The sequence below is a fragment of the Pseudomonas sp. AB6 genome, assembly GCF_034314105.1.
In the GTDB taxonomy this organism is placed as follows: domain Bacteria; phylum Pseudomonadota; class Gammaproteobacteria; order Pseudomonadales; family Pseudomonadaceae; genus Aquipseudomonas.
The window spans coordinates 2029133-2044762 of record NZ_JAVIWJ010000001.1; the positions used below are offsets into that span (position 1 = coordinate 2029133).

General features: G+C 52.9%; 15 protein-coding genes and 2 pseudogenes. 4 read left to right on the top strand and 13 right to left on the bottom strand.

What is annotated here, in order from left to right; genetic code table 11:
- Positions 1-70: 70 nt before the first annotated feature.
- From RGW60_RS09635 to RGW60_RS09650, 4 genes are all read right to left on the bottom strand, one after another.
- Positions 71-997 carry a substrate-binding domain-containing protein gene (locus RGW60_RS09635; protein ID WP_322204159.1) on the bottom strand — a complete coding sequence of 309 codons (927 nt, stop codon included), beginning with the start codon at positions 995-997 and terminating at the stop codon, positions 71-73.
- Between the two features lie 441 nt (positions 998-1438).
- Entirely contained in the window at positions 1439-2551 is a 1113-nt protein-coding gene (locus RGW60_RS09640) for a succinylglutamate desuccinylase/aspartoacylase family protein (RefSeq protein ID WP_322204161.1), read from the bottom strand.
- Between the two features lie 95 nt (positions 2552-2646).
- Complete coding sequence (locus tag RGW60_RS09645) at positions 2647-3426, bottom strand: ABC transporter substrate-binding protein (protein WP_322204163.1); 780 nt, start codon at positions 3424-3426, stop codon at positions 2647-2649.
- A 310-nt stretch (positions 3427-3736) separates the two neighbouring features.
- A complete protein-coding gene (locus tag RGW60_RS09650) occupies positions 3737-4543 on the bottom strand; it encodes a sulfite exporter TauE/SafE family protein (RefSeq protein ID WP_322204166.1) in 807 nt (268 codons plus the stop codon).
- Positions 4544-4666: 123 nt separating this feature from the next.
- On the opposite strand from RGW60_RS09650, the gene RGW60_RS09655 reads away from it, so the two are divergent.
- The gene (locus RGW60_RS09655; RefSeq protein ID WP_322204168.1) at positions 4667-5431 is read left to right on the top strand and encodes a helix-turn-helix transcriptional regulator; all 765 of its coding nucleotides are present in this window, start codon (positions 4667-4669) and stop codon (positions 5429-5431) included.
- Between the two features lie 243 nt (positions 5432-5674).
- Here RGW60_RS09655 and RGW60_RS09665 read toward each other — a convergent pair.
- Positions 5675-5935, bottom strand: a pseudogene (locus RGW60_RS09665) (IS5/IS1182 family transposase); the annotation flags it as partial.
- Positions 5936-7094: 1159 nt separating this feature from the next.
- Positions 7095-8036: an aromatic alcohol reductase gene (locus tag RGW60_RS09670; RefSeq protein ID WP_322204170.1), complete on the bottom strand. Its 942-nt coding sequence runs from the start codon at positions 8034-8036 to the stop codon at positions 7095-7097.
- A gap of 97 nt (positions 8037-8133) precedes the next feature.
- On the opposite strand from RGW60_RS09670, the gene RGW60_RS09675 reads away from it, so the two are divergent.
- Positions 8134-8547 carry a helix-turn-helix domain-containing protein gene (locus RGW60_RS09675; RefSeq protein WP_322204172.1) on the top strand — a complete coding sequence of 138 codons (414 nt, stop codon included), beginning with the start codon at positions 8134-8136 and terminating at the stop codon, positions 8545-8547.
- A gap of 75 nt (positions 8548-8622) precedes the next feature.
- Here the strand turns inward: RGW60_RS09675 and RGW60_RS09680 are convergent, their stop codons facing one another.
- Complete coding sequence (locus RGW60_RS09680) at positions 8623-9069, bottom strand: SDR family oxidoreductase (protein ID WP_322204174.1); 447 nt, start codon at positions 9067-9069, stop codon at positions 8623-8625.
- Between the two features lie 83 nt (positions 9070-9152).
- Between RGW60_RS09680 and RGW60_RS09685 the strand changes: the two are divergent.
- A pseudogene (locus tag RGW60_RS09685) lies at positions 9153-11155 on the top strand (DNA topoisomerase III).
- Positions 11156-11747: 592 nt separating this feature from the next.
- On the opposite strand, the gene RGW60_RS09690 reads toward RGW60_RS09685, so the two are convergent.
- Both RGW60_RS09690 and RGW60_RS09695 read right to left on the bottom strand, forming a co-directional pair.
- Complete coding sequence (locus tag RGW60_RS09690) at positions 11748-12164, bottom strand: DUF5615 family PIN-like protein (RefSeq protein WP_322204176.1); 417 nt, start codon at positions 12162-12164, stop codon at positions 11748-11750.
- Positions 12161-12814 carry a DUF433 domain-containing protein gene (locus RGW60_RS09695; protein WP_322204178.1) on the bottom strand — a complete coding sequence of 218 codons (654 nt, stop codon included), beginning with the start codon at positions 12812-12814 and terminating at the stop codon, positions 12161-12163. The genes RGW60_RS09690 and RGW60_RS09695 overlap by 4 nt, the downstream gene beginning before the upstream one ends.
- Before the next feature lie 467 nt (positions 12815-13281).
- Between RGW60_RS09695 and RGW60_RS09700 the strand changes: the two genes are divergently transcribed.
- Entirely contained in the window at positions 13282-13683 is a 402-nt protein-coding gene (locus tag RGW60_RS09700) for a PaaI family thioesterase (protein WP_322204181.1), read from the top strand.
- Between the two features lie 14 nt (positions 13684-13697).
- On the opposite strand, the gene RGW60_RS09705 is transcribed toward RGW60_RS09700, so the two are convergent.
- From RGW60_RS09705 to RGW60_RS09720, 4 genes are all read right to left on the bottom strand, one after another.
- Positions 13698-13973, bottom strand: coding sequence for a hypothetical protein (locus RGW60_RS09705; protein WP_322204183.1), 276 nt, complete (start codon positions 13971-13973; stop codon positions 13698-13700).
- Between the two features lie 152 nt (positions 13974-14125).
- Complete coding sequence (locus RGW60_RS09710) at positions 14126-14563, bottom strand: hypothetical protein (RefSeq protein ID WP_322204185.1); 438 nt, start codon at positions 14561-14563, stop codon at positions 14126-14128.
- 112 nt (positions 14564-14675) lie between these two features.
- Positions 14676-15071, bottom strand: a complete 396-nt coding sequence (locus RGW60_RS09715) for a single-stranded DNA-binding protein (protein ID WP_322204187.1) — start codon at positions 15069-15071, stop codon at positions 14676-14678.
- Between the two features lie 2 nt (positions 15072-15073).
- Positions 15074-15613, bottom strand: coding sequence for a DUF3158 family protein (locus RGW60_RS09720; RefSeq protein ID WP_322204188.1), 540 nt, complete (start codon positions 15611-15613; stop codon positions 15074-15076).
- Positions 15614-15630: the final 17 nt, after the last annotated feature.

A 15630-nucleotide genomic window follows, 5' to 3' on the forward strand; every position in this document is an offset into this window, starting at 1 on the left:
CAGGTGCTCCGCGCCAATCCTTCGAGGTCGTAAGGCCTTGCTCCGTGAACCGCCACGGAGCAGGCAACGCTTACCAGCTGAAGTCCTTTGCTTTGCTCTGGTCAATCAGCGCGATGTCCACCGGGATAGTGGCTGGCACCTGCGCGCCCCACTTTTTGGCCAAGGCGATACCTAACGCCAGACGCACTTGGTCACGAGGATATTGTGCTGAGGTCGCAATGAACTTGCTGCCCGGTTTGAGGATGGCCTTGATCGCTTCCGGCGCGCCGTCAACGCTCACCAGTTTGACGTCGAGCCCGCTCGCCTCAATGGCTGAAAGCGCGCCCAATGAGCCGGTATCATTGACGCTGAACAAGCCTTTCAGGCCAGGCTGCGCCTGGAGCATGTTTTCAGTTACGGTCAGCGCCTGATCACGCTCTTGCTTGCCGTTTTGGATGCTGACAATTTTGATTTTCGGGTGTTTGGACAGTGCGTCCTTACACCCCTTAACGCGATCAAGAATCGGCACGACCGCAATGCCATCAAGAATACCGACATCACCGGCATCGCCGATGTGCTGGGCCAGGTATTCACAGGCCTGGTAGCCGGCATCAACGTTTTTTGAACCGACGAATGAATCCAGCGGGCCCTTCGCCTGAGCATCTACTGCAACGACTACAACCCCGGCTTTGTGGGCGGCTTCTACAGCCGATTGCACACCTACAGAGTCAGTCGGGTTGATCAGCAGAATATCGATGCCCTGTTGCAGCATGTCTTCGATATCGCTGACCTGTTTGGAGACATCATGACCGGCGTCGGTGACGATCAGCTGCGCACCAATGGTTTTGGTCGCGTCGGTCAACGCGTCCTTCATGGTGACGAAGTAGGGATTGTTAATTTCCTGGAAGGACACGCCGACTTTCAGGGGGCCAGTCTTGCTGTCGGCAAAAGCACCCGTGGCGATGCCACAGCTGATGCTTAACGCCAGTAAACACAGAGCTTTAGGGAGCTTTACCATGGACAATTTCCTTCTTGTTTTTATTTTTTTAGCAAAATGTCATCGTTAACATTTTGAAATAAGGTAGCAAAGGAATTTAAGGTCAGCAAGGTAGAGAAGAGAGGTTTTGTTCGAAAAATAACGGAACCGGGTGAGGTTGCAGCGTGGATTTCAGGATTTTCAACGATTTAGTTTGTAGCGTTAGGGAGAAATATTTTGCGAAATCCGACAGACGCATACGAATGGTGAGCCGCAAAGAATTTATCGGATCGGTTGCGGCTCAGCGTAAAGACAATCGTGGAAAGACGTCGGCTCCGCACACACTAAAATTCTGATATTGCCTGAATTAGTGGACGCGATAACCCTGCGCACAACCTGACTTTCGGTTTCCGGGTTGCTGTCGCATAAATGGCAACCCGTTTAGCTACGCAAGACGGGATGCCCAGACGCATAACGACGTGCTCAATCGTTGATCAATTTACCTGTGCGAATGGGCTCACGCCCCGCCACTTTCGCCAGCCATAAACCTGGCTGCGTATAGCGACCGCGATCGATTGCAAACAGAACGCCGCTGGTACCGGCACAGACCGTTGTGGCGCAATCATTGAGAGGATCGACCACTTCGAACACGGCATCGCCACGTTCTACCCAGTCACCAGCTTCGCGCAGAAAACTGACAACGCCCGCGTGTGGCGGGAACAGGTATTCGGTGCCTTCGAACGGCATGCCTTCGCAGCATTCGCCGGGGGCTTCTGGCCACTGACCATCAATGAATCCATGTTCCGCGAGAAATCCTAGTATCGCTTCTGCATTGGCTTGAGCCTGATCCACACGAGTATCGCCCATGCTCCCCAGTTCCAAAGTAGTCGCCAGACACGCTAAGGGAATCTCGGCGTCAGGGAAGGCCTGGGTGAGGCGCAACCATGGAAGTGAGCAGGACTCGTCAAATGAGCTGCCTCCAGAATCTTCCGCCAATAGCGCCACTCGCGCCTTAAGTCGTGCGGCAAGGGATTGCCATTGCGGCCATTGTTGAGGCAGTGCGTAGATATGGATCGCGGCATCAAAATCGCAGTGCAGATCGAGCGTGATATCGGCATCACAGGCATGTCTTAGCAATAACCGGTGCATAGCCTCAAGCTGCGTCGCAGCGGCCGGTAAACTATCAAGCTCGTCGCGCATGGCTTGGCGGATCAACTCGACGTTAGCCTTGGCGTCGCTTCCAAGCTGATCACCGATCATCGCGCCGACCTGCTTACCAAGTTCGTGGAAACCTCGATTGAAATTTTTGCCGCTGGCCAGTTCGAATCGGCCCAAATGGCTGCCCTGCAGTTGCTGGTCGAGACCCATCGGGTTGGCCACTGGCACCAGTTCGATGATGCCCTTGAGCTGTCCTAGGCTTTCCAATTCGCCTAAGCGTTTCTTGAGCTCCCAAGCGGTACGCATGCCGGGTAACTCATCAGCATGCAAACTCGCTTGAATGTAAACCTTGCGCACTCCACTACCGTAACGGAATACGGTCAGGTTTCGTTGGGTACCTAGATTGCTCCAAGGTAACGAGTGATCAATACGTTGCATGTGAGAACTCCTGCGCAGACAAAACACGCGCAAAAAAAGTGGCATTCGCAGAGCGCTTTATGCGCAGCGAGTGCCACGATTTTCAATCGTTGAGGTTATTTGCCGTACACGTCAAACTTGAAATATTTATCCTGAACCTGTTTGTACTTGCCGTTGGCACGGATATCAGCGATGGCGTCGTTGAACTGCTTCTCAAGTGCGCTATCGCCTTTACGTACGGCAATACCAGCACCGCCGCCGAAGTATTTTGGATCGTTGAACTCTGGGCCGACAAACGCAAAGCCCTTACCGGCGTCGGTTTTAAGAAAACCGTCATCCAGGTTTACCGAATCTGCCATCAAAGCGTCCAGTCGACCAGAGACTATGTCCATATTCGCTTCCTGCTGAGAACCGTAACGCACGACGGTAATACCGGCCGGCGCCAGCACTTCGGTGGCGAAGCGGTCATGGGTGCTCGCACGCAGTACCCCGACCTTCTTACCGTTAAGTTCGGTCAATGGGTCTTTGATGTTACTGCCTTGCTTCATTACGAAGCGCGCAGGCGTGTGGTAGTACTTATTGGTGAAGTCGACGGATTTTTTGCGCTCATCGGTAATGGTCATGGACGACACAATGGCGTCGATTTTCTTGACCTTAAGCGATGGAATCAGACCGTCAAACTCTTGCTCGACCCAGGTACATTTCACCTTCATCTGCTCGCAGAGCGCATCCCCAATATCGACGTCAAAACCGCTCAACTTACCGTCTGGGGTTTTGAACGAGAACGGCGGGTAAGCGGCTTCGATACCAATACGTAGGGGCTTTTCGTTCTCGGCTATTGCGGGCAGGGATAACATCGACAGCGCCAAGGCGCCGACCATTGCTAGCTTTTTCATCTATAACTCCTTCATTTGGGAGAATGTCGATTAGCAGGGATTAAGTGCTCGGCAGTCTAAGACTACGTCAGGTTTGGGAATTACCAAGTTGCGACAATAATTTACGAAATAGTCAGGACTCTGGCAGGTAATCGGTCGAGGGTTATCGCCTCAGCCCGAGGCATCGTAGGCTTGGGTTGTTGGTACCTGTGCGGGTTTCGAAGCCTGCGGTGGCGATTATAATTTTGATCCAGTCGGCACCGCTAATATGGCCAGTTAACAGTTTAAAAGGCACTGTCGTTGTACAGCGGGCCGCGTTCCACGGTTGCTTTCATTTGATACCAATAGCCAACAAGACGAGTACCAGTAATGCGATATAAATGCGTGCATGCAGCTCATCCGGGATTTTTCCTGCGTGAGGCATTGCAAGGCGAACCCCTATTAACGAGCCGACGGTCAACAAACAGAAAGCGGGGAGATAGATGTAGCCCAAAAAAACGTAGCTAAGCTGCTGCGTTTCCATTTGCCCCGTGATCACATACATCAAAGATCCAACAAGCGCTACGGGCATGCTCAGAGGATTAGCCAACGCCGATGATTGGGCCATGCTCAAACCCGTTCTGCGCAACATTGGAACGGTCATTACGCTACCACCTACACCCAGCAAAGTCGCAATTGTGCCAATGGTGATACCTTTAAAAGGTATCCCTCGCAGCGCTTTTTCTGTTTGATCCAAGCCAAGCAGAAAGCCTTTCCGGAAAAGGCAGTCAGTGATAGTCAACAGTAGGTAGACCACAAACGCCATACGAACACCGTCACTAGTCATAAAATTGGCCAGTACTGCCCCAGCCACTGCACCAGTTGCGATATAACCCGACAGCGGCCAGATGTAACCACGGGCCAATTTCTTAGCGTGGTGCTGCTTGAGCGTTGCCATTGACGCGCTAACCACCATGACTGCAGTCGAGGTGGCTACTGCTATTTGCATTGCAGAATCGTAGCCAAAATCACCTGGATTATGGCTGGAAATGAGTAAGTGATAGACCAGAGGAACTACAACAAAGCCGCCGCCAAACCCAAATAGCACGGTAGTAATTCCGGTCATGCAGCCAAACGTTGCCAATATCAAAAGGCTCATCCACTATCTTCCATTGCTCAATATTTTATTGAGCAGGCATCTTAAAGATGCGGCGCTTGAACGACTTCAGCGAACGAGCCAACTGTGTTTTCGTTTCAGCCAAAGCCTCATGGATCATTGACGATGCGTAATGCTTCAATCTCAATTCTGGACTCCACACTTCGTAGCGTTGTGGCAATTGGCACAGATTATGAGTATGGCCATCGCCTACCGATACACAGCCATCGGCGCTCACAATTACTCTATGGATCAAAGGGCGTTATGCAGGTGACTACCGCCCTGGGTACGTGGGTAGTGCCGCCCCAACGTGCCGTGTGGATACCACAGCAGATACCTCACGAAGTGCTATTTCTTGGCGTAACGACTCACAGCTTATACATCGAGCCTGAGGATTCGCCGGTCACAGGAGAAAGATGCCAAGTGATTGAGGTCAGTCAGTTGATGCGCAACTTGCTTCAGGAGGCAGTGGATTTGCCTTTGGAGTACGACGAGGACGGACGGGACGGCGCGATAATGAAGCTCCTGCTACACGAAATACAGCGTGCAAACGAGCTTCCTTTGCATATTCCTATGCCCATGCACGACCGCTTACTGGCAAGCTGTAAAACCTTTCTGATGAAGCCCGACGTCACCCTATCGGCCCAACAGTGGGCTGATTCTATATTCATCAGCGTGCGGACATTTAACCGTCTTTTCCAAGAACAAACCGGCCTGAGCTTTGGACAATGGCGGCAACGAGCTTGCGTGGTCTTAGCTCTTTCGCGGCTCGCCGATGGCAACAGTGTGACGTGTATTGCTCTGGAGATGGGTTATGAAAGTCCCGCTGCATTTGCAACCATGTTTCGCCGAGTACTGGGCTGCGCGCCTTCGACGTATCTCAATAGTTAGCCTTCCTTGCGAACTCGTCCGACGCATTAGCTAGACGAGGAATCACCTTCGCCGTGCTACAAGCAACCGAGATTGGAAAGCCTGTGTATGAGCAAATAGGCTGGATGGGGACCTCGGAAATGGCCAAACCCATCACTTGATAACGACTGCTTTCGGCCGATTCTGTTGAAAAAGTTGAAATTTAAGACTGAAAGACATTGAGGTTGGCTGTCTCTTCAGAACCCATTCGCCACGTTGTCAGCCATACTCCTGCGTCTCTTCGCTCCATTGAAAATCGCTGATAGGGAGGCTGTCGTTCTTGCGTTCGGTTTTGCCCCAAACGGGCACATGTAGCTGGATATTTTTTTCGTCCACCCTCCAGGCCAACATCGGTGCGGTTCAATAAGCGGTCTCGCCGAGTCGACCGGGCTTGATATCGAACTGCTCTTCGACACGCTCAATCATGGTCTTGGTGCTCTCGACCTCGACTGTTCGATGAGCCGGGGTGATTTGCTGGGAAGTGATCTTCAATGTTGAACGAATAAAACAGCTGCTCCTGTCTACTCGACAATTGTCCCATCACGCTGTGAATCCTCCCGCCGGCCGATGACCGTATTTTGCCGCAGGCCAGCAGGATATCTACTTTTTCAACAGAATCGGCCGACTTCTGCCGGTCGCAGTCAGCATCGATAAGTAGCTCCAAGCCGGTCACGGCCAATGACACGGAGGTGTCTTCTAAGCGTACTTGGCAACTAGTGGAGACCATGGTTCTACTTTGACTAGTCTTTGACCTAGTCTCGATGATTAAGCCCCATAAAAGCGCGACAGTTTCGGGAGTCGATACTTCCTTGCTTATATGGCCAGCACGCAAGCTGTTTCATACTGGGCGATTGCCGGACGATCGTTAGCTTTACTTTCTTTGAGAGCTCCTCTCGGGGGAAAAGATCAGAACCAGCGCCGAGGGTAACTACGTTGTCAGCTCCTCTAGGAATGAAGTTCTGATCATTGAAGACGGTTTGTCGAGCCGTGTTGGCTGGTAGATGTATGTCCAATGGTGCTTGAGGCTGCGAGGGCTCGATATCTTGCCTCGGCGACATTTCACTGGCGCGAATCAGCTCCCCTTCTCCCCCGATTGGACTCATCAACCGTTTGTATGCCGAGTCGGTGCTCGGGGCTCGGCTTATCAACTGCAGTGCACCTATCGTGGCTATGCTTCCAACCACCAGACACATGCCCAGGTAAAAAACGCTACGTTTGTGATGTCTTCTGATGACTCGTTCGGGAGCATCGCTGATGTCAGCTTTCATCCATTCTCCGGTTCGCCTTTGAGGAGCGAAAAGCGTCCTTTTCCTACAGGCTTATCTCGCACGATGGCGGGCTTGAGGATGCAGCGGATTTCTCGAACGGATTAAAGCATATAAGAGCGATTCTAAACGACCCACTCTGGCCGACTTTTGCAGCTTGCGACGTGCCGGACTTGGCCAGAAACGGACGGAGACAACAGGCAGAGAACGATCGGGAGCGGAGGGTCGCTCCAAAAAAAACAAGATGCACCGGTGCTTGGGAAAAAGACGAACGGGCTTCTCGCCCGCCCCGGCTTATTTTGACCGGCAGAAGTCGACCCAAAGCTGCCCTTGGCTGACTTACCCAATCACGACCTTACTGTCGGAGCAGACCGCCCCATTCACTTCAGGTTCTGCTCAATCCAAACGGCCATCGTCGTCAGGTCAATACCGTGTGCAGCGTTGAAGGTCTGACTCTTATCCCAAGCGACTCCTTTACCTTCAGCGAATACGGCTCGGTACTTGCTTAGCTGGTCATTCGGAGCAGCATTGAGATCGTCCTTCAATTTGGGAATGCTCCATTCGATGCGAGATACCGTTCGGTTGAGCGTTGCATCAACCGCATCCGCCAACTGTGCGTAGGTCAGGGTGTCTCCGGCCACGAAGACCACCTGATTGGCGAGGCGCGGCTTGGCAAACACAATCTTCGCCGTCAGCATCCCTATATCTTCTGGCGTAGTAACGGTGACCTGAGTATCCCAGCTGCCTAGCGCATGAACAGTATTTTTTGCCAGATCAACCACGCCAAACGCGGGCTCGAATAAGAAGCTTGTAAACATCCCGGTGGAGATGATGATCCATTCGGTAGCGCGTTGCGCACGCAGTAGCTCACGGACTTCAAGTTGCTCATTAAATAAATCCTGCGCACTGCCTTTGCCAATCACGTCGTAGTCCACGCCAAATTGCCACGGCACATAGCGTTTTACGCTCGCCTGAAGCACTGCACGGGTGAGTTTCAGCTGGGTGCCGGCACCGGCTATGAAACCTACGCAACTGATGATCGTGTCGAATCGGGCGAAATGCTCGGCAAGTTCCTCAACTGAATCGTTAATGACGTCAGCCTGCAAAATGTCTATGCCTAGCCCACGGAGTTCTTCAATGGCGCGCGTTTTAGATGCGTCTTGAATCACCGCCACCGGTGGACGCAGAAGCACAGTAATACGAACGCCTGCATCCTTCTTGTTTAACGTAGTCCTAGCCAGCTCGCGTACCACGGACATGCCGAGTTCACCGGCCCCCAGCACCAGAATGTTGTCGGTTTCCACTGGTTTTGGCGTTTGCATAAATTTTCTCCAATGTGCTGATCAAGGTGAGTGAGAGTTATCCTGTCACCATTGGAGCCTGCCCATAAGTAGGTACACGAGTGATCCTGGGGGGCGAATGGATAACGAAGAAATCATTAGGCAGTCGCAAGCTGCGTGCGAAGCACTCAGCGCAGGAGATGATGGTCTGAAGCGGGAAGTTCTCACCCATGCTGGTAATCGTTGGTCGCTGGGAATCGTCCACACACTAGGGGTGGAGGGACGGCTGCGGCATGCGGAGATAGCCAGGCGCATGAGGGGCGTGACGCAGCGGATGTTGACCCGCAGCTTGCGCCAGTTGGAAAGAGACGGCTTGGTTTTACGCCGGGATTACAACGAGGTGCCGCCACGTGTCGACTACGAATTATCCGAGCTGGGGCGGGGCCTACTAGCGCGGATGATTCCATTGTGGATGTGGGTGGCAGAGAATGCTGAAGGTTTTCGCGATGCTCGTATTCTCTACGACTCTGACATTTCGAGTGATACGAAGTGACCGCTTCTGGCCGATGGCTGCGCTTCCTAAATGAGCAGTCATCGGCGCTCTCGCCTCCATTTAGCAACTGGCCAGTCAGACCAGCCTTGCGCCGCCGTCGATATTCAAGGTGGCGCCATTCATAAAACCGTTTCTCATCAGGAAAACAACGGCGGCGCCTGCTTCTGTTGCGCTGCCTAGACGATGCAGCGGCAGCGACTGTTCCAGCGCCGCCACGAACGCATCACGCCCGTCGCCCAGTGCTTTGCTGAAAATGGGGGTGTTGATCGGACCGGGTGACAAGGTGTTGACCCGAATCGGCGCCAACTCCAGGGCGAGGCCCCGCGCCAACGCTTCCATCGCGGCACACGCAGCCGACAACACAGCGGAGCCATTGGCATTGGGTCGCTCCGACAGCATCCCGGAGATAAAGGTGATGGAACCGTCTTTTGCCAGGCGTTCGCCAAGGGCTCGTATGGCATGCACCGAAGCCCATATACGTTCCTCAAATGCCCGGCGCAGGTGGTAAATCTCGGCATCCATTACCTTGCCCACCACACCCCCTACCCACCTCGTGACAACGTTGAGGCAACTTTGCATGCCCTCATCACTGAACGAGACATCTTTTGCGCCTATTCCTTTGCGAAAAACCTTCCCAAGGCAAAGACATCGCCCGCGTACTTGGCGCAACCAAGCGCGGCGACGGGTACCTGATCGGTGATTCGGTCTGCGTGACCTGGTGCATCGGACATTTATTGGAAACTGCGGCTCCTGAGGCCTACGACGCACGTTACAAATCCTGGTCTCTGGACCACTTGCCGATTATTCCCAGCGACTGGAGGGTCCAGGTCAAGCCTAGGACGGCCGCGCAATTCAAGGCCGTGAAAAAACTTCTGGGTGAAGCCAGGGAATTGGTGATTGCCACGGATGCTGATCGTGAAGGCGAGTTGATCGCCCGTGAAATCATAGATTACTGCGGGTATCGCGGACCGGTGCAACGTTTGTGGCTGTCTGCTCTGAACCCTGAATCAATTCGTAAGGCATTAGCTGATTTGAAGCCAGGCGAGGAGACCTTTTTGCTGTATCACGCGGCATTGGCTCGCTCTCGCGCAGATTGGTTGATCGGAATGAACCTGAGTCGCCTGTTTACGCTGATCGCCAGGAGAGGTGGTCATGATCAATTATTCACCGTCGGCAGAGTCCAGACGCCTACGTTGAGCTTGGTTGTGAACAGAGATCGGGCCATATCGGCGTTCGTAAAAAAGCCTTTCTGGGAGGTTGAAGTTCTGCTCTCTGCACAGGGCCAGGCGTTTAGTGCGAAGTGGAAAGCACCACGCGACTTGCTGGACTCCGAAGGCCGCTGTGTGGACCAGGCGCAAGCTCTTCAGGCGTCCCGCCGTATCGCCCAAGGCCAGGCCGTTGTCAGCAATATCGATGTTGAACGCATCACTGAACGACCCCCGTTGCCTTTCGATCTGGCGACGCTGCAAGAACTCTGCGACCGCCAATTGGGCATGGGGGTTGAGGAAACGTTGAACATTGCGCAGTCATTGTATGAAACTCACAAGGCAACACATTACCCGCGCACCGAATGCGCCTACCTTCCGGAAAGCATGCTTGAGGAAGTGCCAGCGGTTTTAGCTGCACTGGGTAAAACCGACCCGTCAATCATCCCGTTGCTACAGAAAATAAATGCTCAGCAGCGTTCACATTGTTGGGATGACAAGAAACTCGTAGGGCCGCATCACGGCATTATTCCGACCACTGAGCCTGCGGACATTTCAAGAATGTCGGACAAAGAATCCAAGGTGTATGACCTCATACGACGTCGGTATATCGCACAGTTCCTGTCCAACCATGAATATGACCGTGCCTCAGTATCACTCTTATGCTCGGACATGGAGCTGCGAGCGGTAGGCAAGCAGATCGCTGTGACAGGATGGAAAACCTTGTTTTCTGGGAATGCCTCAAGCGATGGGACCGATGAAGAAACTATCACCGAAAAAACCCAGCAACTGCCAGTTCTGCATGTGGGCCAAAGTTGTCGTGTCGATGCCGCAGAATTGAAATCGCTGATGACATCGCCGCCACGCCCTTATACAGAAGGTTCACTACTCAAAGCGATGAAGAATATTGCCGAACAAGTCGCACATCCGCGACTCAAGGCCAAGCTGAAGGCCACCACCGGCATTGGTACTCAAGCCACTGGGCGTCGATCATCAAGGGGCTGATGCAACGTGGATATATAGAGAAAAAACGGCGAACGTTGAGTCCTACGGCATCTGCTTTTGCCTTGATCGATGCCATCCCAGCCATCGTCAAAGACCCAGGCATGACCGCAATCTGGGAACAGGCCTCGGATGAGATTGAAGCCGGTCGAATGACTCTGGACAGCTTCCTCAAAAGCCAAGGTCTATGGATCGGAAAACTGGTGGAACAATGCTCGACGGTCACCCTGCGCCTCGATCAACCACCAACACCGCCCTGCCGGCAATGCGGCTCAAACATGAACAATAGAAAAGGCAAAAAAGGACCGTTCCTGTCATGTACACACTACCCAGACTGCAAGGGGGTTTTAAGCATTGGTCCCACCAGCAAGCGGAGCGTTAATCCGAAATCCTACAAATAAATCCCACCTATTGTGTCGGCTGAAGGGAAGGAAAAACGGTATTCCAAGATTCATCGACGTATGAAAGAATCACCCGGCTCCTAATTTTCACCCGCTGGCTACTGGCGGTCATCAGTGGCGTTGGGGGCTCAACACTCCATACCCAAGCACGCTTTACCTCGGGAAGCGCGTGCAGGCTCTCCCTTCGTCTCCCTGTCTGTCCGGGCACGTTGCCGTCACGATCTCCATGCTCGGGATCCACAGGCGTAAAGAGTTCAAGGTCTACTCTCCCTCGGGTCGATGCGCGAAGCACGGCCCCTACTTCTCCTTTATAAGCGACTTTGAAGAGTGCCCTGACCTTCTGCGGTGCGGAATGTGAGGACACCCTTCCGAGGGGCTGATATTCGCTGCCGGTGCCCGCCGGTGAAAAAACGGGCTCCCTTTGTACGCGGATGCGTGCCAGCGAAATTCCGATTCCAGCCACGACAAGAATCGGGTGAGGTGTGAGCAATGACAGTCAATGCCAAGGGGCTGTCGATGCGATCGTTCATAGGTGGTTTTCTGTTCTTGAGCCGAGACGCTGATCTCGGCTTAATTTCCTTGGTCGTTACAACTACAGCGGTGGAATCGGATAAAACTCAACAGTCACGTTCCCATCCCCATCATGAGTGATATCCAAAACCCTATTAAGCATGTCGTCGATGCTGGCCAAATCTTCCAGCACGATATCGAACAGATAAGTTTGTACCTTATAGGTCAATGGCTGTACTGAATTCAGACAGATCAGACCGGGGTGCACGTCCTGAAACAGATATAAGCCGCCAGGGCTGACGTAACCTTTTCCCCGAAAATCCCGAGAATTGGCCGTGACCAAAATAAAATCGTCATTGATCACGCACCTGACCAATTCTGGATCTTTTAAACCCAGCCAACCACGGTCTCTGACGCAGCTGCAATCCAGGCCAGCGTTGTACGCACGTTCGACCAACCTCGGACTCAGACACTCATCCAACAGGAGCCGATGAATCATTTGCCAATCTTAGTGGAAGCGATAACCCTCCGCACAGCCTTACCTTCGGCGGGCTTAGGAACTGAATAAATCTTTGGCCGCCCCCGACGCGGATGCGTCTTCACGTAGATCCGTGCGTCCTCGATAAGCTCAATCGTCAAGAACCCATAGTCCTCTTTAAGCGCCTCGAACGAAGTGCCTTCATCGATCGATGCAATAACGATATCTATCGGTACCCGTGACCCTTTGAAAACAGGGACGCCGCCCATGATGTCCGGGTCTGTAACGACAACAGACTCAGCCTCTCTCAAATGCTCAAGGCGCTCTCTCACGAAGTTCATATGTTTTTCAAAGCTGATTTCGAATAAATCGGTAGAGACACGCAGCGCTTGGGCATCAGGAAACAACTCCATCGTGACCATGCGCTCTGAGCTCGGGGAACTGAGCAATCGATCCGTAAACACCTGGAGAATTTCGACCCGGGTTTTTTTTGAAAATACGTCCTGTGCGGCCCTATTAAAGCTCATGAGTACCGCCGCCAATGGCGCGTAGAGTCGGTACCCCGTCAGCTTCTTTCGATAAACATAGAAAGCCGGCAGGATGTTTTCATCAACCGCTTTGTTGACCTCTTTCTCAGTCAAGCCGCTGAGATAGGCAACCTCGGCCGGCATCATTGACTCACGGACGACAGCGACCATGACGGACCCCTAATAATTATTCCTTAAGCTGGGGAGAATTATAGTCATACCACCGTTCAGCACAACCTAGAACCGACGATCTGTGCCTGCTCTCGCAATCCGTTACTCGTTAGGCTTGACAGGGCATAAGACTTTTTCCACTCTAGCCGCATGTCCGCTGACGTCGTCAGCAGCATGCTCAGGTAGCCAAGATCTTAAAGGCTACGGCGCGATACTCCGCGTTTGATCCCCCCAGAGATCGCCATCAGCATTCGTAATACACAGTATCCGCATCAGTGAATTGATTGATGACAGCACCTTATGTTTGAATTCTAAGGCGTTGGCAGATCGCGATGATCTTGCTCCTGCGTTGAGCAAGTTAGCCGACGCGCTTTCGTGAGTTAATGCTTTCATTGAACTACAGATTCTATGTGTTTATTAAAATAAAAAAGGAGCGCGAAATGGATGTTCCGCAGGATTTCAAACCGTTATTTAGAAGCAGCCCTTTTCTTGATCTTCTAGGCCCCTTCTATTATCGGGAAAATACTGAAGGTTTTACTATTGGGATTCGTGTACAGGAGAAACACGCCAATGCGCGTGGACTCGCCCACGGAGGCCTATTCATGGCACTGGCTGATGTCGCCCTAGGCTACAGCGCAGCTTTCTCGAAAGACCCACCTCTCAAACTTGTGACGACTGCACTGACCACGGATTTTGCCGGTTCCGCCAAGATAGGCGATTGGTTGGAAGCCGTGGTGGATATTCAAAAAACCGGAAGCCGATTGGTTTTTGCTAACAGTTATATTAGCGTTGGAGATGAACGAGTGGTCCGAGCCAGCGCTTCATTTCTAGTGGTTAGCTGAAGCGCGGACGGCGATTATTGATCGAGCTTGTCGATAAAGCTGTCGCGGGTTTCCCTAAGCGCCGTCGAGGACAATTCCATTAGCCCAGAAAACAATGCATCGGGATCCTCATGTACTCGCCCTTTCGGAACGCGCCAGGCTCGGTGCTGCGGGTGGTCTGTCCGGCGAATGAAATAGCCCTGCCGATCCAGAAGCAACCGATTGCTCCCCTCGATGTAAGTCAGCAGCAGGCCATAGTCATAGCCGTCATACACCACTCGTTTCAACAACGTGGGACGTCGTATTTTCATGACGTGGGACTTCTTACTGTGAGAGTTCAACGGAGGATGGTGGTTGGCGATCAGCAGGTAGGACTTTCAGAATGGGCGTCACGACTGCGCGATTTTTTGCTTTGCAGTGAGAGTGATTCCAGTGGAATCATGCTGACAGTTGGGCACTGGCATCAACGCCTTCTGACTCGGATAAGGCGTACTCTTTTGTGGTTCAGTGGTCCAGCCAACGACACGACAACTGCACCTCCGACAAGCCCGAAAGCGCTAAAAGCAAAACCTGCTAGCGACGGCCCTATCACCAATAGAGCGGCCATACCGATAAGCCCCAAGCACACTGACATCCACCCTGATAACGCTGTTAGATTCCAAGCGTTGCTCGTCACTGCAATTTCCTGTTGGTCGTTTTCGTTCATCGGGCTCTCACGTGCCAGCATTGATTTATATTTCGCAGGCTGAACGAGAAGTACAGGTTGGCGATTAGAGGGCAGCTTTCCAGGATCAGCTTCGCGAACAGTGCGATTTTTTTTACCGAAGAGGCTGATTCCAGTGGAATCATGATGGCTAACCACCACTATGATTCCACTGGAATCACCTTGTTCGTCAGCCATCATCCAAACTCAAACTTCTCTATCCGCAACGTTTTTTAAGCTAGCGTTGGTTTCGAGAACGAAGCTTCATACGCCCCAACAGCCTCCCGCATGAGGCGTTTTTTATGCCAACTTATTCTTCATGTTCCGCCGCCGCATGATCAGCCGCTGCGAGCACCACGCTTTCAATCCGGTGCGGCAAGATCCCGATGCGATTGGCCTGCACTTTCATTGCACTGTTCTCTTCCCCGTCGTCGTCCTCCCACTTGTCCATCACCATGCGACCTTGCACCAGCACCCGGACGCCCTTCGCGTACAACTTCGAGTAACGCTCGGCATCCCGATGCCAAAGCTCGACGTTTGCCCAAAAACCACCTCGATCCTCGTATCCGCCGTCGCTCTTGGGTATCGAGTTGTCGAAGTAGACGTTCAGTCGCAGCAGGCGTCGGGGATCCTTGTTGCCGTTTGGGAACTCCTTGAACTCGGGCTTCGTACCAATGTTGCCTTCACCCAGAAATGTTGTGCCCATGGTCAGGCCTCCTTTGCATGGTTGTTATTGATGAGGTCGAGTCGTTGACGGTAGGCAGCTTCAGCCTGACCCATTTTTTTCGAGCACTCCGTCGCTTGCCGGCAGATGCTGTGGGTCAGGCTGATTTGCATATTGATCGCGATCCGCTGCAGTTCTAGCGCGTACAAATCCGCGATCAAGCTGTCAGGGGTGCGTGGGTCGCCGGGAAGTTCGTCCCACAGATCGACCCCCATCTTGCTGCGATCCGTCCGGCTCCATCGCAGGAAGACAGTTCCTGATCCGGTGGACTGGCAGGTCAGTCGAATCGGCAGCAACGTGAAGGGATAACGCTCGGCCTGGGCGAGCACATCACCGACCGCAAGCTGGATCAGGTTGCCTCTCAACTGCCGACACAACAGCGCAAATTGGCTCAGGTCCCCCTTACCCTTAAAAGGTTTTAAAAGCCCTTTAAGGAAGGATGCGTGTTCGAGGGTCGAGAAGGCAGTCTGTTGCAGCGGCAGGAAGGCAGCGTGTTTTGGCCCAGTTCTCGATTTTTGCGACATGTCGTTCGGCTCAGTCT